The following is a 17,532-nucleotide window of genomic DNA, read 5'->3' as shown; positions in this document are numbered from 1 at the left end:
CGTTCTAGTGTTTGAAATGACGGACGCCGGTAAAGACCATAGCGATTCCGTGCTCATTCGCAACCTTGATCGATTCCTCGTCCCGGACGGAGCCGCCCGGCTGGATGACTGCCGTAATGCCCGCTTTAGCTGCAAATTCTAGCGTATCGCCCATTGGGAAGAATGCGTCTGAAGCCAGCACCGCGCCTTTGGCTTTGTCTCCGGCCTGCTCGATGGCAATCTTCGCAGCGCCCACGCGGTTCATTTGTCCCGCGCCCACGCCGACTGTCATGTCGTCCGCTGCAAGCACGATAGCGTTCGACTTCACATGCTTGACAACCTTCCAGCCGAACAGAAGCTGCTTCAGTTCTTCTTCGGTCGGTTTGCGGTCGGTTACGACTTTAAGATCGTCCGGGTTAATGGAGTGAACGTCGCTTTCCTGTACGACCATGCCACCCTCAACCGTTGTGACGACAAAGCTGCTCTTCCGCTCTGCGGCCGCGCCAAGCCCGCCGATTTTCAGCAGACGGATATTTTTCTTCTTCGATAAAATTTCCAGCGCTTCGTCCGTAAATCCGGGAGCCAGAATGATTTCCAGGAAAATTTCCTTGAGCAGATTCGCCGTATCGGAATCGATGTAGCGGTTAGCCGCCACGATGCCACCGAAGATGGAGACCGGATCGGCGTTGTAAGCTTTTTGGTAAGCTTCCAAGATGCTCTCGCCGATGCCGACACCGCATGGATTCATATGCTTCACCGCCACAACCGCCGGTTCATTGAACTCCTTGACGATTTGCAGCGCCGCGTTGGCGTCGTTGATGTTGTTGTAGGACAATTCCTTGCCGTGCAGCTGCTCGGCGCCGGTCAGCGTGTCCTGAGCCGCCAGCGGTGTACGATAGAATGCCGCCTTTTGATGCGGGTTTTCGCCATAGCGCAGATCCTGGATTTTCTCGTAAGTTACCGTGTAGCGCTCCGGCAGCGGTTCGCCGGTCACATTGGACAGATAGTCGGAGATCAGAGCGTCGTAAGCCGCCGTGTGGCGGAATACTTTTGCCGCAAGCCGTTTGCGGGTTTCAAGCGTCGTGTCGCCGCCCGCGCGCACTTCTTCAAGCACGCTCGCGTAATCGTCGGCATCCACCACCACGCTTACAAACGCATGGTTCTTCGCCGCCGAACGCAGCATGGTCGGTCCGCCGATGTCGATGTTCTCGATCGCTTCCTCGTATGTTACATCCGGCTTTGCGATCGTCTCCGCGAACGGGTACAGATTCACGACAACCAGGTCGATGTAATCCAGACCGAGTTCGGTCATCTGGCGCGTATGCTCCTCGTTGTCCCGAACCGCCAGCAGACCGCTGTGAACGGCGGGATGCAGCGTTTTGACGCGCCCGTCCATGATTTCGGGAAAGCCCGTCACGTCGGAGATACCGATAACCGGCACGCCTTCTTTTGCCAAAAGGGTGCTCGTTCCGCCCGTGGAGATGATTTCTACGCCCAATGCCGACAGCTCGCGGCAAAAGACCACGATGCCCCGTTTATCCGATACGCTGACCAGCGCTCTTTTGATACTCACTTTGTATAGTCCTCCTCCATATTGACTTACGGTTAATTGGGTAAAACATTGACTGCATGAATATTTCTATTTTTAAACTTTTTATTTGGGGTTTCCGGCAGCCGCTCGCCGTTTGATGGCTCTTGCTGCTTAATATGTCCCATTTCAGGTTCAAGGGCCCGCCTATCCGACATTTCTCACCGCTTGTGCAATATTTCCCGAGAAATATCAAAATCCAAGGGCTCCATCATTCAAATGTCGAATGAAGCTGACGACTGAACCGCCCTGCCGCTATTGCCGAACCGTTGCTTTTCTTCCGTCCAGTTCGATTTTTCCGGCTGCAAAAGCGGCGACCACTTCCGGATAAAGCTCGTACTCGATCCGGTGAATGCGCTCAGCGAGAGTATCCGCCGTATCGTCGTCCTCTACCGCAAGCGCCCGCTGGGCAATGACAGGCCCCGTATCCATGCCTCCATCGACAAAATGCACCGTCACTCCCGTCAGCTTTACTCCGTAAGCCAGCGCCTGTCCGATGGCATCCTTCCCGGCGAAAGCCGGCAGCAGCGACGGATGAATATTAATGATGCGTCCCTCATAGGGGGACAGCAGCACCGGGGTTATGAGCCGCATATACCCCGCCAGCACAATAAGGCCGATCCCGCGCTGCTGAAGCTCCTCTACAATCCGCGTTTCGTACTGCTCGCGGCTGTCAAAATCCTTGGGCCGCAGCAGAAGGGCCGGAACCCCGGCCTCCTGCGCCCGGCGCGCCACAAGCGCTTCCGGCCGGTCGGACACGAGCAGTTCAATGGTGCCACCGCCCAGCCGCCCTTCACGCTGCGCCTGCGCCAGCGCCGCAAAATTGCTGCCCTGCCCCGAAGCAAACACGGCGATCCGGCTGTAATCCATCATACATCCGCTCCCGTAAAGGTGACCTTTCGTTCTCCTTCCGTGACCTTGCCGATCACATACGCTTCCTCGCCGCTGTCTTTCAGCAGTTGCAGCGCTTTATCCGCGTCATCCGCGCCCACTACCAGCACCAGGCCGATACCCATATTAAAGGTCGTGAACATATCGCGGTTGGTCACACTGCCTTTACGCTGAAGCAGCTCAAAAATCGGCAAAATCGGCCACGAGCCGTACTGGATGTCCACATTGACGCCATCCGGCAGCACACGCGGAATGTTCTCGATGAAGCCGCCGCCTGTAATATGCGCCATGCCCTTCACCGGAAGCTGTTCCAGCAGAGCGAGAAGCGGCTTAACATAAATTTTGGTCGGCGCCAGCAGCACGTCGGCAAGCGGCGCGCCCAACTCCGGCAGCACCTGATCCAGACCATGCCCGCCTTCTCCGTCCAGCAAAAGCTTGCGCACCAGCGAGAATCCGTTGCTGTGCACACCGCTGGAGGCAAGTCCGATCACCGCATCGCCGGGCGCGATATTTGCTCCGGTTACCAGCTTGGCCTTATCGGCGACACCAACCGTAAAGCCTGCGATATCATATTCGCCTTCCGCATACATGCCCGGCATTTCCGCCGTCTCTCCGCCGATCAGCGCGCAGCCCGCCTGATGGCAGCCTTCCGCGATCCCCGAAACGATCGCTTCGATCTTCTCCGGCACCACTTTGTCGCAGGCCAGATAATCCAGGAAAAAGAGCGGCTCCGCGCCCTGTACTACAATATCGTTCACGCACATGGCGACCGCGTCGATGCCGATCGTATCGTGACGGTCCGCAGCGAAGGCGATTTTCAGCTTCGTGCCGACTCCGTCCGTTCCCGATACCAGCACGGGCTCCTCGTACTTATCTTTATTTAAGCCAAACAGCGCACCGAATCCGCCGAGCTCCGTCATGACCTCGGGGCGAAATGTGCGCTTCACATGCTTCTTCATTCGTTCTACTGCTTCATTGCCCGCCGCAATATCCACACCGGCGTTTTTGTAAGCTTCCGACACTTGGACACCTCATTTCATGTAGTTAAGCAAAAGATTCCGGTTAAGTCGTCATTTCGTGGACAGCTTGGACTTCCGATCGCTGTTATGCTCGGATTCCTGATTGGACCGCTTGGCGGTTGAAATCCGAGCATAGCGTATGCTTTCGATGCGAACTTTCCTACGGAAAGCTTTCGGGCGAACGCTACGCTTCTCCAGTTCCAATCTTCCCCTTCATGACGCCTTCCCGGAATCGAGGGGGAGCGGGATAGGCCGGGCGCCGATGTAACCGGCGCCCGTGCCCGGGGCGAGTCCAGCCGCGATTTCGCGAAGCGACAGCACGGGCTGGGTGAGCCCTTAGGGACCGCCATGCGAAGCGGCGGTGGACCCGCGTGCCCCAGCGAGTCAAGCCAGCGCATTCGCGCAGCGAACAGGCTGGGGCTGGACGAGCCCTTATGCACCGCTAAGCGAAGTAGCGGTGCGCCTGCGCCCGGCGGCGGCTGTAAGCCGGATGCCGGGAGCCGCAGCGCCGTTAAGCGGGTCCCGCCGTCCGCGCAAGCGGAAGGGACGACAAGCGGCTGCCCGCGCCAATCCCCGCATAGCAAGTTCAAACCAAACTCCGTTACGCCGAGCTTTCGGGTGGCCGGAGGGCTGGCCCTCCGGGGTCCCCCTTGGCAAGGGGGATTTAGGGGGATGGACCCACCTTAGCAGCCGCACCCTTCCTTCTCCGCCCCGCCGAAGTCAACCTGCGTTGGATAATCGTTATCGAAACAGGACAGGCACAGCCCGCCTTTGTAATCTCCGCTGCTCAGACCGCCGATGGACTGAATTAGTCCGGTTGGCGATAGGAACGCCAGCGAATCCGCGTTGATCTCGCGGCGAATTTCTTCAACCGACTGATGAGAAGCGATCAGCTCGCGTCTATCCGGTGTATCAATGCCATAGAAACAAGGGTTCTTGAAAGGCGGCGATGTGATGCGCACATGCACCTCGGTCGCTCCCGCTTCGCGCAGCAGATTCACAATCCGGCGCGAGGTCGTGCCCCGAACGATGGAGTCGTCGATCATGACGACGCGCTGGCCTTCCACGACGCGGCGGACGGCGCTGAGCTTCATTTTGACACCCTGCTCGCGCAGCTCCTGGCTCGGTTGGATGAACGTCCGGCCAGTATATTTGTTCTTGATCAGCCCAAGCTCGTAAGGAATGCCGGTCTGCTCCGCGTAGCCAATGGCGGCGGAGATGCTGGAATCCGGTACGCCCGTCACGATGTCGGCGTCGACAAAGCCTTCAAGCGCGAGCCGGCTGCCCATCCGCTTGCGGGCGGCATGCAGGTTCGCTCCGTTCATATCGCTGTCGGGCCGTGCGAAATAAATATACTCCATCGCGCACAGCGCTTTGCGCTGCGGCTCGGCGAACCGGTCCTCGGTCAAGCCACTCTCGTCCAGAATAAGCAGTTCGCCCGGCTGAATATCACGGACAAGCTCCGCGCCGATCGTCTCCAGCGCGCAGGATTCGGAAGCGAAAATATACGCTTCCCCAACGCGCCCCATCACGAGCGGCCGCAGGCCGTTCGGGTCGGAAGCAACCAGCAGCTTGTCGTTGGTCATCAGCAGAAAAGCGAAGCCGCCGACGAGCTGCTGAAGGGCCTCTTTGGCCGCTTCCACAAAATCCTTCAGCGAACGCGCGATCAGATGCGCCAGCACCTCGGTATCGCTTGTCGTCTGGAAGATCGAGCCGCTGCTCTCAAGCTTACGCCGGATCAGCGGCTCGTTCACGATGTTGCCGTTCGTGGCAATCGCCAGATCGCCATCGCGGTATTTAAAGATGAGCGGCTGCGCGTTTGTCAGCCGGCTGTCGCCGCTGGTGGAATAACGAACATGCCCGATGGACATGTCGCCGACCAGTGACTGGATTTTATCTTTGTCGAACACTTCTTTTACCAGTCCCATACCGCGGTGGTAATTGAAATCCCGGCCGTTCGCCACGCAGATCCCCGCGCTTTCCTCACCGCGGTGCTGAAGCGCGTGAAGGCCGTAATAAGACATGGAAGCGGCTTCCGGGTGTCCGAAGACCCCGAAAACGCCGCATTCTTCTTTCAATGTATCAAATATATCTCCCGAGCCCGTTCCTTCGTTGTAAAAGTCGCCGGTCCACAGGAGGGGTTCCGCCTGCTTGTTCCCGGTCTTTATTTCATAAGACATGGAATAGCATCCTCCCAAATGGTTGTAAACTCCGCCACCGGTTCGTCCAGGGCGGAAGAACCGTCAAGATTTACGCGCAGACGGTCGCCGCCTACGCTGCCGATAACCTGAACCGGCACGCCCGCAGCGGCGATATACGCACGCAGTTCCTCAGCCTTGTCGCTCGAAGCGGTAAGCAGAATGCGCGACTGGCTCTCGCTGAACAGCGCCACATCGCGGCGCAGGCCGTTCGAAGCCAGTTCAACGTTAGCGCCGATCCGGCCGCTGATGCAGCTCTCGGCCAGCGCAACCGCCAGACCGCCTTCGGAGAGGTCATGCGCCGAGCGGACAAGGCCGCTGCGGATGGCGCCAAGCACGGCGTCAAGCAGCTTGCGCTCTACCGCAAGATCAAGCTGCGGCGGACGGCCTTCCGTTACGCCGTGCACGGCATACTGGAGCTCGCTGCCGCCAAGCTCCACGAGCGTTTCGCCTAGCAGCAGAATAGCGTCGCCTTCGCTCTTGAAGGCTTGAGTCGTAATATGATCCGTATCTTCTACCAGTCCCACCATGCCGACTACCGGAGTCGGATAGATGGCACCCGTTGCGTTCTCGTTGTAAAGGCTGACGTTGCCGCCGATAACCGGCGTGTCCAGCACGCGGCAGGCTTCCGCCATGCCGTCAACGGCGCGCTCCATCTGCCAGAAAATATCCGGCTTCTCCGGGCTGCCGAAGTTCAGGTTATCCGTAATCGCCAGCGGCTGCGCGCCGGAGCAGACGATGTTCCGCGCCGCTTCGCCGACCGCGATTTTGCCGCCGACTTCAGGGTCGAGGTATACGTAGCGGCCGTTGCAGTCCGTCGTCATCGCAAGGCCTTTGCGCGTGCCGTTAATCGTCACGACCGCAGCGTCCGAGCCGGGGCGAACCGCCGTGCTGGTGCGAACCATGTAGTCATACTGATTATAAATCCACGCTTTGCTTGCCACCGTCGGGGAAGCCAGCACTTTCTTCAGTGCGCCGCCAAGGTCGGTCACTTCTTCATAGCGAAGCGTATCGACAGCCGCGTTCTCCTCGTAATAAGCCGGTACGGAAGAAGGCTTGTCGTACACCGGACACTCATCTACCAGCGCCGTTACCGGCATATCACCAACTACTTCACCGTGATGGAACAGCTTCAACCGGCCATCGTCCGTTACCTTGCCGACTTTGCAGCAGATAACGCCCCAGCGGTCGAAAATCTCCTGTGCCTGCGCCTCATCCTTCGGCTCGACAACGAACAGCATCCGTTCCTGCGACTCCGACAGCATCATCTCGTAAGGCGTCATGTCTTCCTCGCGCTGCGGCACCTGGTCGAGATACAGTTCCAGACCGTTGCCCGCCTTGCTCGCCATTTCTGAGCTCGAGCAGGTCAGACCCGCCGCGCCCATGTCCTGAATTCCAAGGACGATGCCGGTGTCGATTAGCTCGAGGCAGGCTTCCATAACCAGCTTCTCCATGAACGGATCGCCGACCTGCACCGCCGTCTTCTTCGCTTCCGACTCCTCGCTCAGCTCCACCGAAGCGAAGGTCGCACCGTGGATGCCGTCGCGTCCCGTAGGCGGTCCAACGTAGAATACCGGGTTGCCTACGCCTTTGGCGACACCGCGCTGGATTTTGTCGTGGTCAATGAGACCGACGCACATGGCGTTGACGAGCGGATTGCCGTCATAGCTGTTGTCGAACATCACTTCGCCGCCGACGGTCGGGATGCCGATACAGTTGCCGTACCCCGCAATGCCGGACACGACATGCTCGAACAGATATTTTACCCGGTCGCTCTCAAGCTTGCCGAAACGAAGGGAGTTCAGAATGGCTACCGGTCTTGCGCCCATCGAGAAAATATCGCGGATGATCCCGCCCACGCCCGTTGCGGCGCCTTGGTATGGCTCGACCGCCGAAGGGTGGTTGTGGCTTTCGATTTTGAATACAACGGCCTGGTTGTCGCCGATGTCCACGATCCCTGCGCCTTCGCCCGGTCCCATCAGGACACGGGGGCCGCTTACAGGGAAGCGGCGAAGCAGCGGCTTCGAATTTTTGTACGCGCAGTGTTCGGACCACATAACGCTGAACACGCCGATTTCGGTATAGTTGGGAAGGCGTCCCATGAACGAGCAGATCAGCTCGTATTCGCTGTCCGACACGCCGAACTGGCTGTAAATTTTCTGGTCCTTAATTTGCTCCGGGGTCGGTTCCTTAGCGGACACTTGCTGTGCCATGAGTATCCCTCCATGTCTTCAAAATAGAACTGAACATTCGCTTGCCGTCTTCCGAGCCGAGCAGGGTATTAACCGCCCGCTCCGGATGCGGCATCATGCCGACGACGTTGCCGCGTTCATTGCAGATGCCTGCAATATCGGCGACAGAGCCGTTAGGATTGTCCGAATAAGTGAAGACGATCTGGTTGTTCGCTTTAAGCGAAGCCAGCGTCTCATCGTCGCAGTAATAGTTGCCTTCGCCGTGGGCGATCGGAATGACGATCTCCTCATCCTTGGCATACTCCGTCGTGAACGGAGTAGTATTGTTAACGACCTTAAGCGTCGTATCATGACATCGGAATTTCATCGATTCATTGCGTCGCAGCGCGCCCGGCAGCAGTCCCGCCTCAGTCAAAATCTGGAATCCGTTGCAGATACCGAGCACGAACTTGCCCTGCTCAGCCGCTTTGGCTACTTCGTTCATCACGGGAGCGAACTGCGAAATCGCGCCGCAGCGCAGGTAGTCGCCGTAAGAAAAGCCTCCCGGAACGAGGATGCAATCATAATCAGACAGGTCGGTCGCCGTATGCCACACAAAGTCAACGGGCTCGCCAAGCGTTTCCTGTACCGCTTTGTAGCAGTCGATATCGCAGTTGGAGCCGGGAAAGACAAGGACAGCAAATTTCATGACATTCACGCCTCCAATTCGTATCGGTAATCCTCGATTACCGTATTTGCGAGCAGCTTCTCGCACATTGCTTTAAGCCGTTTGGCGGCCTCTTCACGGTCGTTCGTATCCAGAGTCAATTCGATATATTTGCCGATGCGCAGACTTTCAACTTCCTGGAAGCCTACAGAATGAAGCGCCCCTTGTACAGCTACACCCTGGGGATCAAGCACACTTTTTTTAATGGTGACATATACCGTCGCTTTTAACATACCCTTGTCGTTCCTCCTAAATGTTCATGCCGTTAAGCATTTTAATTTATATTGAATTTCCCAATATCCAAATATTTCCCAATATCCAAAAAATCAGTTCAGCGAATGGCCGGTAATCCGGTGGTAAATATCCAGGTAGCGGCGGCTCGTCTCGGCAACGACTTCCTCCGGAAGCGGGTCCGGAGTGCTGTTCTTGTCCCAGGAAGAGGAAGCGAGATAAGCCCGCACCGGCTCCTTGTCCATGCTGTCGATTTCAACATCCAGAGTGTACTTGTCTTTGGCCCAGAAACGGGAAGCATCCGGCGTAAAAATTTCGTCAATCAGGATGACCTTGCCGTCCAAGATACCGAACTCAAATTTGCAGTCAGCCAGCAAAATGCCGCGCTCCGCGCAGTAATCCCGTGCGAATCCGTACAGCTTCAGGCTCTTCTCCTTAAGCTCGTTCGCCAGCTCTTCGCCGATCAGCTCCTGCATTTTGGCAAAAGGAATGTCCTCGTCGTGTCCGACGTCGTTCTTGGCCGCCGGGGTGAAGATCGGTTCGTGAAGCTGCCCGTTCTTGCGCAGACCCTCCGGAAGCTTGATGCCGTTCACTTCGCCGGTCGCCTGATACTGACGCCAGCCGCCTCCGGTGATGTAGCCCCGAACGACGCATTCCATATCGATCCGCTGGGCCTTGCGCACAACCATAATGCGATTTCTCAGCAGCTCCGGCTCCTTCGCAATGCTGCCCAGACGGTCCACATCAATATGAACAACATGGTTCTCCAACAGTTCCTTCGTCTGCCCAAACCAGAAGGCGCTCAGCCGGTTCAGCACATTGCCTTTCTCAGGCACGGCCGGCTCCAGCACATAGTCGAACGCGGAAATCCGGTCCGTCACGACGATCAGCATATGCTCTCCCAAATCGTACAGCTCGCGCACTTTGCCTTTATACAGCAGCGGTGCGTCGATCAAATCCACCGCAGTCGATACGGCAGGGTATGTCATGGTCTTTCCTCCCTTGAAGAAATGAGTTTAGATCAAGCCCAGCTTGCTGAAAATCGTATCGACATTTTTGAGGTGCCACGACGGATTGAACGCGTCCGCGATCTCTTCGGGGCTGAGTACCGCCGTTATTTCCGGCGTGCTCTCCACAATTTCGCGGAAATGCTTCTGCGTCTCCCAAGCCTGCATGGCGCGCGGCTGCACCGTATCGTAAGCCTGCTCGCGGCTGAAGCCCTTGTCGATCAGCTTCGTCATAACCCGGCCGGAGAACGGAACCCCGTAGGTACGCTCCATGTTGCGCTTCATATTTTCAGGGAACACGGTCAGGTTCTTCACGATGTTGCCGAAGCGGTTCAGCATATAGTTCAGCAGCATCGTCGCATCCGGGAGAATGATCCGTTCCACCGAGGAGTGCGAGATGTCGCGTTCATGCCAGAGCGGCACGTTCTCGTAGGCCGTTACCATATGTCCGCGGATGACCCGGGACAAGCCGGAAATATTCTCGCAGCCGATCGGGTTGCGCTTGTGCGGCATTGCCGACGAACCTTTTTGTCCTTTGGCAAAAGCCTCTTCCACTTCGCGCACCTCGCTCTTTTGCAGCGCGCGGATTTCGGTCGCGAACTTGTCCAGCGAAGTGGCGATCAGCGCCAGAGTCGCCATGTACTCGGCATGACGGTCGCGCTGAAGCGTCTGCGTCGAGATCGGCGCGGGGCTTGTGCCCAGCTTGCGGCAGACGAACTCTTCGACGAACGGATCGATGTTGGCATAGGTGCCGACCGCGCCGGAAATTTTACCGAACTGTACGCCGCTTGCTGCGTGGCGGAACCGCTCCAGATTGCGTTTCATTTCCTCGTACCACAGCGCCATTTTGAGACCGAACGTTGTCGGCTCGGCATGCACGCCGTGCGTGCGTCCCATCATCGGCGTATCTTTGTAGGCGACTGCCTTGTCTTTTAAAATATCAATAAAATTCAAAATGTCCTTCTCTAAAATCTCGTTGGCCTGGCGCAGCAGGTATCCAAGCGCCGTGTCAACGACATCCGTGGAGGTCAGGCCGTAGTGCACCCATTTGCGCTCCGCCCCGAGGCTCTCCGATACCGCGCGTGTAAAGGCGATAACGTCGTGGCGCGTCTCCTGCTCGATTTCGTAGATGCGGTCGATATTGAACTCCGCGTTCTCCCGCAGCTTGACCGTATCCTCTTTCGGAATGACGCCAAGCTCCGCCCACGCCTCACAGGCACACAGCTCCACTTCGAGCCAAGCTTTGAATTTATTTTCTTCGGTCCAGATAGCACGCATTTCCGGTCTGCTGTAACGTTCGATCATGTGATTTCAGTTCCTCCAAAGGTTAGTTTGCTCTACCCAGGCCAGCGCATCCGCCGTATCCTTGCAGAGCAGGTTGATATGGCCCATTTTGCGGCCTGTCTTGCTTTCGGTCTTGCCATATATATGAAGCTTGGGGATTACTCCAAGCCGGTTGGCCTCTTCATCATCGCTGCAAAAGCGTTCGACTGCCCCCTCCAGATGCTGGCCCAGCACATTGACCATGACGGCGGGGGTCAGCAGCTCCGTATCGCCGAGCGGCAGATTGCATACCGCCCGAACATGCTGCTCGAACTGCGAGGTGGCGCAGGCATCCATTGTGTAATGACCGGAGTTGTGCGGCCGGGGCGCCAGTTCGTTGACGAACAGTTTGCCGTCCTCCGTCACGAACATCTCCACCGCCAGCAGCCCGACGGCGTCCAGCCCCGCAATCAGCTTCTCCGCCAGTTCGCGGGCTTTGCTCTGGATAGCCTCCGGCACCCGGGCGGGCACGATGGACAGATGGAGAATGTTATTCACATGAATATTCTCCGCCGGTGGAAAGCTTTTCACCTCGCCCCGCGGGCTGCGGGCGGCGATGACGGAAATTTCGCACCGGAACGGCACGAACTTCTCCAGCACAAGCGGGGCGTCTTCCCCCGCCGGGAAGCCGGCGTCTCCTTCGGCCGGCCCGTCTTGCGGCGGAACGGCCGAGGCAGCCCGTTCCGGCGCGAGCCGCCGGAACGCCTCCTCAAGCTCGTCCTCCCGCCGGAGGACGGCCTGTCCCTTACCGTCATATCCGCCGGTGACGGTCTTCAGCACCGCCGGCAGGCCGAGCTCCGCGGCCGCGGCCGTGAGGTCCGCAAGGCTTGCCACCTTGCGGTACGGGGCCACCGGGACGCCCGCAGCTTCGATGGCGGCCTTCTCGCGCAGCCGGTGCTGCGTCGTGTACAGCAGCGCGCTGCCCTGCGGCACGTACGATTCCTCCGCCAGCAGCGCGGCCACGCCCGCGTCGACGTTCTCGAACTCGTACGTGATCACATCCGCGCGGCGCGCAAGCTCCCGCGCCGCGGCGATGTCGTCGTACGCCGCGACGATCTGCGGCGATACCTGCCCGCAGGGCGCATCCGGCGCGGGGTCCAGCGCCACGAAGCGGTAGCCCATGGCGCTGCCGGCCAGCGCTATCATGCGTCCGAGCTGGCCGCCGCCGAGCACGCCGACGGTCGCTCCCGGACGGAGCGTCCGTTCAACGCGCTCCGGCACTCCCTCGCCTCCGCCTATTCCGCCGCTCATAGGTCGTCGCTGCCTTCCAGCACTTCGTCGCGGATAGCGTCCCGGCGGCGCTGCGCCCGGCGCTGCACTTCGGGATCGAACGTTCCGATGATCTGCGCGGCCAGCAGCCCGGCATTGACCGCGCCGGCCTTGCCGATTGCTACCGTCGCGACCGGTATGCCTCCCGGCATCTGTACGATCGAGAGCAGCGAATCGAGCCCGTTCAGCGCCTTCGACTGCACCGGCACGCCGATAACGGGCAGAATCGTCTTCGCGGCCACCATGCCCGGAAGATGCGCCGCGCCTCCGGCGCCGGCGATAATAACGCGGATGCCCCGCTCCGCGGCCTCCTCCGCATAGCGGAACATGAGATCCGGCGTACGGTGGGCGGATACCACTTTTTTCTCATAGGATATCTCAAGCTCTTCCAGCACTGCACACGCATGCTGCATTGTTTCCCAATCCGATTTGCTGCCCATGATGACAGCTACCTGCACCGACATTGTTCAACCTGCCTTCCGTTCATATGAATGGTAAATCAGCTCTCGTCTCTATCTTGACCCATTTCTCTATAGTTTTCCATAATTCGCACAAAAAAAGCCCGATTCCCAAACGTATTTTGCGGGAAATTCGGACTGCGGAGGAAATAATAGACATTTTCCGGGCATTCCCCTCAAGGGGCGACAGGAAAAAGGACAGCATCGACTCTCCCGGACAAACCGTAAGCGATGTCGCCTTATGTCTTTTAATTCCCCGTAGTCCGGAAATTTACGGTTCCCAGGTAGAAACTTCCGGGCCCTATCCCCGGATTTATACGAGCTGTTTATGCCTTCAGTTTAACAACCCCCTACACCGTATGTCAACTTAAACACGAACATTATCATAGCCTCCAGGTAAATTGTTCGCTTTTTGACAGATTCTCTTCGCTTTATTGCGAATGTCTTTCTTCAAAACTTGTCCATATCCTGAAGAAGTTGGTCTGCATCCTGAAAATGGTTTGTGAGAATTGCTTCCTTATTTATAGGAAGATTTATTACATTATTGTGTCGGTTGCAGCCTATCGCTTCTGGGATTGTCGTTTGCTGATATAATTCATATTTAAATATATTAAGATATATTTAGATATATTTAGACACTAAAAATCAATGGAAGGCGAGAACCTTATGCGAATATTGGTGAGTATTGACGATACGGATAATTTTACGACCAAAGGAATAAAGGGAACAGGAGATTTAGCGAAAAATATAGCCCGGGCCATTAAATCCAACGGCTGGGGTAACTCCAGCAGAATTACCCGGCATCAGCTCCTGCTCCATGAGGACATCCCATATACCTCACACAACAGCTCGATGTGTTTTGAAGCGGAGATTGATCCTCAGTATCTTCAGGCTGTCATTGATTTCAGCGTCCAGCATTTGGAAACGGAGAGCGAGCCGGAGGCTGATCCCGGCCTATGCGTCATAATCCCGGATCGGCTTGCAGACCCTGTGCGGTTAATCGACTACGGTTATCGTGCCAAGCGGGAAGTGCTGGACAAGAATGATGCATACGTTCTGGCGTCGGAGCTTGGAATTCACCTGTCGGAACACGGCGGAACCGGACAAGGCGTAATCGGGGCGATGGCCGGAGCGGGACTGCGCCTAGGGGGCAACGACGGGTCGTTCAAAGATAAGCATAAGGTCGGAGAGCCGGGAACCATTCTTACTGCAGCCGAGCTTTGCGCGCTCGCCGGGGTGGATGGGATCAGAAGCCTTGATGGAGCCCTTCTGGGCGGGGATGCAACGGTGGTCGTGGGAAATATGGTGAAATCCATCTTGTCCGAAGGCCAAGCGGTCATTCCTGTTCAGCCGCTGGAAACCGGGGAACAGGCGCCCGTTTGGCAGACCTGCTCCAAGCAGCAGATTCATCTGCTGCAGAGAATAAGCCAATGAGCGGGAATGAGCATGACCCCTATTCATCCGAAGACCTTCTGGCTGTGGAACAAGCATCGCGCTGCTCCTCCTTCCGTCCCGATGTAGAAGAGGAATGGGTGTCGGACGAACCTGTATCCTGCCTAAACTGTTATTTTCGGCGATGGACAAGCGATTCTTATCATTGTATGGCCGGCAAGCCGGAAATCACCGATTAGCTCACGGAAAGGAGGAAAGAACGCGTGTACGATATCGTCATCATAGGTGCCGGAGTTGTTGGAACCGCGGTTGCCAGGGAACTGTCCAAATATCAGCTTCGTATCACCGTGCTTGAGAAAAATAATGAGATTGCCTGCGGGGCGACGAAGGCCAACAGCGGCATCGTCTACAATGGGCACACCGCCCGGCCGGACAAGCTTAAGGGGCGGTTGACTCTTCGGGGCAGGCAAATGTTCGAGGCGCTGTGCCGGGAGCTTGATGTCGCGTTCAAACCCGTCGACATGCTGGTTGTCGGTTTCGACGACGAAGACGATGCTGCCATCGAGGAGCTTCGCAAAAGGGCAGCCGCCAACGGCATTGCTGGCATCCGCGTCCTCAGCAGGGAAGAAGCTTTGCAGCGTGAGCCCTTCCTGAATGAAGGGGTAGGGTCGGCTCTGCTCAATCCGGGATGCGGAATCGTTGATCCGTGGGAGCTGTGCTTCGCTCTGGCGGAGAACGCAGCTGCGAATGGTGTGGAGTTTAAACTGAATACAGAAGTGATCGGACTTGCGACGCTGGAGGACGGAATCGCAGTTGAAACTGCGGACGGCACACTGGAAGCGAAGGCCGTCATCAATTGTGCCGGGATCAATACGGACCTTATTAACCGGATGGCGGGTTCGGAGTCTTTTTCTATCCTGCCGAAGCGTGGACAATACGCCGTGCTCGACCGCAGCGCCAAGTTTCAGATCAGCCACATCATAGCCCACTGCAAGTCCGAGAAAGAAAAAAGCGTCTTCCTTATCCCCACCCTTCACAGCAACGTGATGATCGGGCCAAGCATGGAGCCAACCGATGACCGTACGAGCAAAAAAACGACGGCCGGACAAATGGAAAAGCTGATGAAGTCGGCTCTTAAAATCTCCAGCCGCATTCCGGAGCATCTGGTCATTCGCTCTTTTGCGGGACTAAAGGCCAAATGCAGCGCAGGCGATTTCCTGATCCAAGAATCGGAAGAGATGACAGGATTGATCCATGCCGCCGGCATCAACAACCCCGGCCTCACCTGCTCTCCGGCAATAGCTGCTTACATCGCGGACATGATCGCTTCCATTTATGACAGAATGGGGCTTGCTCTTAAACGCAACTCCGCCTTTGTTCCGAATCGCGGCGGCATCGTCTCTTTCAAGTCCATACCGAACGACGAGAGGAACCAATGGATTCAGCAGCATCCCGGCTACGGAAGCATCGTATGCAGATGCGAGCAGGTCACCGAAGGGGAAATCCGCGAATCTATCAACCGAGTGCCGGGAGCATGTTCCGTTAATGGCGTCAAGCTCAGGACGAGAGCCGGAATGGGCAGATGTCAGGGCGGCTTCTGCGGGCCGAAGGTTACAAGCTTGTTGGCTAAGGAGCTGGGCCGGCGCATGGAAGAGGTTTTATATGAAAATAACGGGTCGGAGCTTTTGTCTGATTCAATGCCTTGACAGGCGGACGGGAGGCAATGCATGGAACGGTTTGAGCTTGCGGTCATCGGCGGCGGCCCTGCGGGATTGGCTGCCGCGCTGGAAGCGAGAAAGAGTGGAATAGGGCGCATTATCCTGTTTGAACGGGAACGGGAATTAGGCGGAATTCTGCAGCAGTGTGTCCACAGCGGATTCGGCCTGCATCTCTTCAAGGAGGAACTGACCGGACCCGAATACGCCGAACGCTTCATTGAATCCGTCAGGCAGTCGGATATTGTGTACAAGACAGATACAACTGTGCTTGAAATATCGGGGAAGCGAACCGTCAAGGCAGTCAATGCTGCCGACGGGTTCATGGAGATTGGGGCGGAGGCGCTCGTGCTGGCTACCGGCTGCCGTGAGCGTACGCGGGAAGCCATCGGCATCCCGGGCGACCGCCCGGCCGGGATTTTTACAGCCGGCAGCGCTCAGCGTTATATGAATCTGGAAGGATATCGCATCGGCAAGCGTGTGGTCATCCTTGGATCGGGCGATGTCGGGCTTATTATGGCCCGCCGGTTGACGCTTGAGGGAAGCGAGGTTGTCGCTGTTGTCGAAGCCATGCCTGCTCCTTCCGGTCTGGGCCGCAATGTGATTCAATGCCTCGACGATTTCGGCATCCCCCTCCTTCTCGGCCATACCGTCACTTCCACGATCGGGAAGGACCGGCTGGAGGGTGTCCAGCTTGCTCAAGTGGACAGCCGGATGCAGCCAATTGCGGGTACGGAAACGTTGATCCCGTGCGACGCGCTGCTCCTCTCCGTCGGCCTTATCCCGGAGAATGAGTTGGCTCTTCAAGCCGGAATTGCCATTGACGAAGATAATTGCGGTCTGGCCGTTGACGAGCGGCTGCAGACAAGCGCCGAGGGAATCTTTGCTTGCGGGAACGCGGTGTCCATCCATAGTCTGGCCGATTATGTCACCATCCAGGGAAGATTGGCCGGCCGTTCTGCCGCCAGATTCATCCTTGACAAGTACCGCCGGACGGGGTCCGACCCCGAGCATCAAGACGGGAGGCATATCGCCAGATGATGAAACAGAGCACTCTTACATGCATTGTCTGCCCTAAGGAATGCCCCCTGGACGTCTATACGCTGGATCGGGTTGTGACCTACATATCCGGGTATTCCTGTGAGCGGGGAAAACGGTATGCGCATGATGAAATCCTCTGCCCCTCCCGCATTGTGACAACTACGGTTCCAATTGAGGGCGGTGTCTGCAAACGCCTTCCAGTTCGCTCCAGTGAGCCGCTGCCGAAGGAACGGATTGGCGAATGGATGCGGCTGGTCAAGGAACTCCGGGTGAAGGCCCCCGTCAGAGTAGGAGAAGTGCTGATTGCCGGCATTCTGGGAACCGGAACTGATGTCATCAGTTCAAAAAGCGTTGCGAAAGATCAATCATCATCAGTTGCTCATGACATATCCGGTGCAGGGTGTTAGTTTTCATCACGCGCGTTTTTTATCTTGCGCAATATTAACATCAGGCCGTAATTTTGCTAGAATTATCAGCAGAATCATAATATTTCTAAGCTTCCCCATAAGCAGTGCGAATGCTT

The 17,532-nt window shown here is 57.1% G+C and carries 16 protein-coding genes and 1 riboswitch; of the genes, 5 read left to right on the top strand and 11 right to left on the bottom strand.

Features of this window, described 5'->3' with window-relative positions; translation table 11 throughout:
* Window positions 1–4: 4 nt before the first annotated feature.
* The 11 genes from purH to purE form a co-directional block, all read right to left on the bottom strand.
* Window positions 5–1,552, bottom strand: a complete 1,548-nt coding sequence (gene purH / locus PUR_RS03650; RefSeq protein ID WP_179034071.1) for a bifunctional phosphoribosylaminoimidazolecarboxamide formyltransferase/IMP cyclohydrolase — start codon at window positions 1,550–1,552, stop codon at window positions 5–7.
* Between the two features lie 270 nt (window positions 1,553–1,822).
* Entirely contained in the window at window positions 1,823–2,437 is a 615-nt protein-coding gene (gene purN / locus PUR_RS03645) for a phosphoribosylglycinamide formyltransferase (RefSeq protein ID WP_179037726.1), read from the bottom strand.
* Window positions 2,437–3,480 carry a phosphoribosylformylglycinamidine cyclo-ligase gene (gene purM / locus PUR_RS03640; protein WP_179034070.1) on the bottom strand — a complete coding sequence of 348 codons (1,044 nt, stop codon included), beginning with the start codon at window positions 3,478–3,480 and terminating at the stop codon, window positions 2,437–2,439. The genes purN and purM overlap by 1 nt, the downstream gene beginning before the upstream one ends.
* Before the next feature lie 680 nt (window positions 3,481–4,160).
* Window positions 4,161–5,657, bottom strand: coding sequence for an amidophosphoribosyltransferase (purF, locus tag PUR_RS03630; RefSeq protein WP_179034068.1), 1,497 nt, complete (start codon window positions 5,655–5,657; stop codon window positions 4,161–4,163).
* On the bottom strand, window positions 5,642–7,888 hold the full coding sequence (gene purL, locus PUR_RS03625; protein WP_179034067.1) for a phosphoribosylformylglycinamidine synthase subunit PurL: 2,247 nt from the start codon (window positions 7,886–7,888) through the stop codon (window positions 5,642–5,644). The genes purF and purL overlap by 16 nt, the downstream gene beginning before the upstream one ends.
* Window positions 7,866–8,555 (bottom strand): phosphoribosylformylglycinamidine synthase subunit PurQ, encoded by a 690-nt coding sequence (gene purQ, locus PUR_RS03620; RefSeq protein WP_179034066.1) that lies wholly within the window; start codon window positions 8,553–8,555, stop codon window positions 7,866–7,868. Before purQ ends, purL begins: the two co-directional genes overlap by 23 nt.
* Window positions 8,556–8,560: 5 nt before the next feature.
* Entirely contained in the window at window positions 8,561–8,806 is a 246-nt protein-coding gene (purS, locus tag PUR_RS03615) for a phosphoribosylformylglycinamidine synthase subunit PurS (protein WP_124696273.1), read from the bottom strand.
* Window positions 8,807–8,899: 93 nt separating this feature from the next.
* Window positions 8,900–9,793 carry a phosphoribosylaminoimidazolesuccinocarboxamide synthase gene (locus tag PUR_RS03610; RefSeq protein ID WP_179034065.1) on the bottom strand — a complete coding sequence of 298 codons (894 nt, stop codon included), beginning with the start codon at window positions 9,791–9,793 and terminating at the stop codon, window positions 8,900–8,902.
* A 27-nt stretch (window positions 9,794–9,820) separates the two neighbouring features.
* Window positions 9,821–11,116, bottom strand: a complete 1,296-nt coding sequence (gene purB, locus PUR_RS03605; protein WP_179034064.1) for an adenylosuccinate lyase — start codon at window positions 11,114–11,116, stop codon at window positions 9,821–9,823.
* A gap of 6 nt (window positions 11,117–11,122) precedes the next feature.
* Entirely contained in the window at window positions 11,123–12,385 is a 1,263-nt protein-coding gene (locus PUR_RS03600; protein WP_179034063.1) for a 5-(carboxyamino)imidazole ribonucleotide synthase, read from the bottom strand.
* Complete coding sequence (gene purE, locus PUR_RS03595) at window positions 12,382–12,867, bottom strand: 5-(carboxyamino)imidazole ribonucleotide mutase (RefSeq protein WP_179034062.1); 486 nt, start codon at window positions 12,865–12,867, stop codon at window positions 12,382–12,384. Before purE ends, PUR_RS03600 begins: the two co-directional genes overlap by 4 nt.
* 233 nt (window positions 12,868–13,100) lie before the next feature.
* Window positions 13,101–13,202, bottom strand: a riboswitch (purine riboswitch).
* A 325-nt stretch (window positions 13,203–13,527) separates the two neighbouring features.
* On the opposite strand from purE, the gene PUR_RS03590 reads away from it, so the two are divergent.
* From PUR_RS03590 to PUR_RS03570, 5 genes are read left to right on the top strand one after another with little or no spacing between them, the layout of a single operon-like run.
* Window positions 13,528–14,295: a hypothetical protein gene (locus tag PUR_RS03590; RefSeq protein ID WP_179034061.1), complete on the top strand. Its 768-nt coding sequence runs from the start codon at window positions 13,528–13,530 to the stop codon at window positions 14,293–14,295.
* Window positions 14,292–14,492, top strand: a complete 201-nt coding sequence (locus tag PUR_RS03585; RefSeq protein ID WP_179034060.1) for a hypothetical protein — start codon at window positions 14,292–14,294, stop codon at window positions 14,490–14,492. The genes PUR_RS03590 and PUR_RS03585 overlap by 4 nt, the downstream gene beginning before the upstream one ends.
* A 24-nt stretch (window positions 14,493–14,516) precedes the next feature.
* Complete coding sequence (locus PUR_RS03580) at window positions 14,517–15,959, top strand: NAD(P)/FAD-dependent oxidoreductase (RefSeq protein ID WP_179034059.1); 1,443 nt, start codon at window positions 14,517–14,519, stop codon at window positions 15,957–15,959.
* A gap of 21 nt (window positions 15,960–15,980) precedes the next feature.
* The gene (locus PUR_RS03575) at window positions 15,981–17,009 is read left to right on the top strand and encodes an NAD(P)/FAD-dependent oxidoreductase (protein WP_179034058.1); all 1,029 of its coding nucleotides are present in this window, start codon (window positions 15,981–15,983) and stop codon (window positions 17,007–17,009) included.
* Window positions 17,006–17,416, top strand: a complete 411-nt coding sequence (locus tag PUR_RS03570) for a DUF1667 domain-containing protein (RefSeq protein ID WP_179034057.1) — start codon at window positions 17,006–17,008, stop codon at window positions 17,414–17,416. The genes PUR_RS03575 and PUR_RS03570 overlap by 4 nt, the downstream gene beginning before the upstream one ends.
* Window positions 17,417–17,532: the final 116 nt, after the last annotated feature.

The sequence above is a fragment of the Paenibacillus sp. URB8-2 genome, assembly GCF_013393385.1.
Taxonomy (GTDB): Bacteria; Bacillota; Bacilli; order Paenibacillales; family Paenibacillaceae; genus Paenibacillus_AQ.
This window is presented reverse-complemented; position numbering and strand designations above follow the sequence as displayed.

Bases quoted from the DNA above. Each gene is read 5' to 3' on its own strand.
- purN (WP_179037726.1), bottom strand. From the start codon at position 2,437: ATGGATTACAGCCGGATCGCCGTGTTTGCTTCGGGGCAGGGCAGCAAT.
- purF (WP_179034068.1), bottom strand. From the start codon at position 5,657: ATGTCTTATGAAATAAAGACCGGGAACAAGCAGGCGGAACCCCTCCTG.
- purL (WP_179034067.1), bottom strand. From the start codon at position 7,888: ATGGCACAGCAAGTGTCCGCTAAGGAACCGACCCCGGAGCAAATTAAG.
- purQ (WP_179034066.1), bottom strand. From the start codon at position 8,555: ATGAAATTTGCTGTCCTTGTCTTTCCCGGCTCCAACTGCGATATCGAC.
- purS (WP_124696273.1), bottom strand. From the start codon at position 8,806: ATGTTAAAAGCGACGGTATATGTCACCATTAAAAAAAGTGTGCTTGAT.
- PUR_RS03610 (WP_179034065.1), bottom strand. From the start codon at position 9,793: ATGACATACCCTGCCGTATCGACTGCGGTGGATTTGATCGACGCACCG.
- purB (WP_179034064.1), bottom strand. From the start codon at position 11,116: ATGATCGAACGTTACAGCAGACCGGAAATGCGTGCTATCTGGACCGAA.
- PUR_RS03600 (WP_179034063.1), bottom strand. From the start codon at position 12,385: ATGAGCGGCGGAATAGGCGGAGGCGAGGGAGTGCCGGAGCGCGTTGAA.
- purE (WP_179034062.1), bottom strand. From the start codon at position 12,867: ATGTCGGTGCAGGTAGCTGTCATCATGGGCAGCAAATCGGATTGGGAA.
- PUR_RS03590 (WP_179034061.1), top strand. From the start codon at position 13,528: ATGCGAATATTGGTGAGTATTGACGATACGGATAATTTTACGACCAAA.
- PUR_RS03585 (WP_179034060.1), top strand. From the start codon at position 14,292: ATGAGCGGGAATGAGCATGACCCCTATTCATCCGAAGACCTTCTGGCT.
- PUR_RS03575 (WP_179034058.1), top strand. From the start codon at position 15,981: ATGGAACGGTTTGAGCTTGCGGTCATCGGCGGCGGCCCTGCGGGATTG.
- PUR_RS03570 (WP_179034057.1), top strand. From the start codon at position 17,006: ATGATGAAACAGAGCACTCTTACATGCATTGTCTGCCCTAAGGAATGC.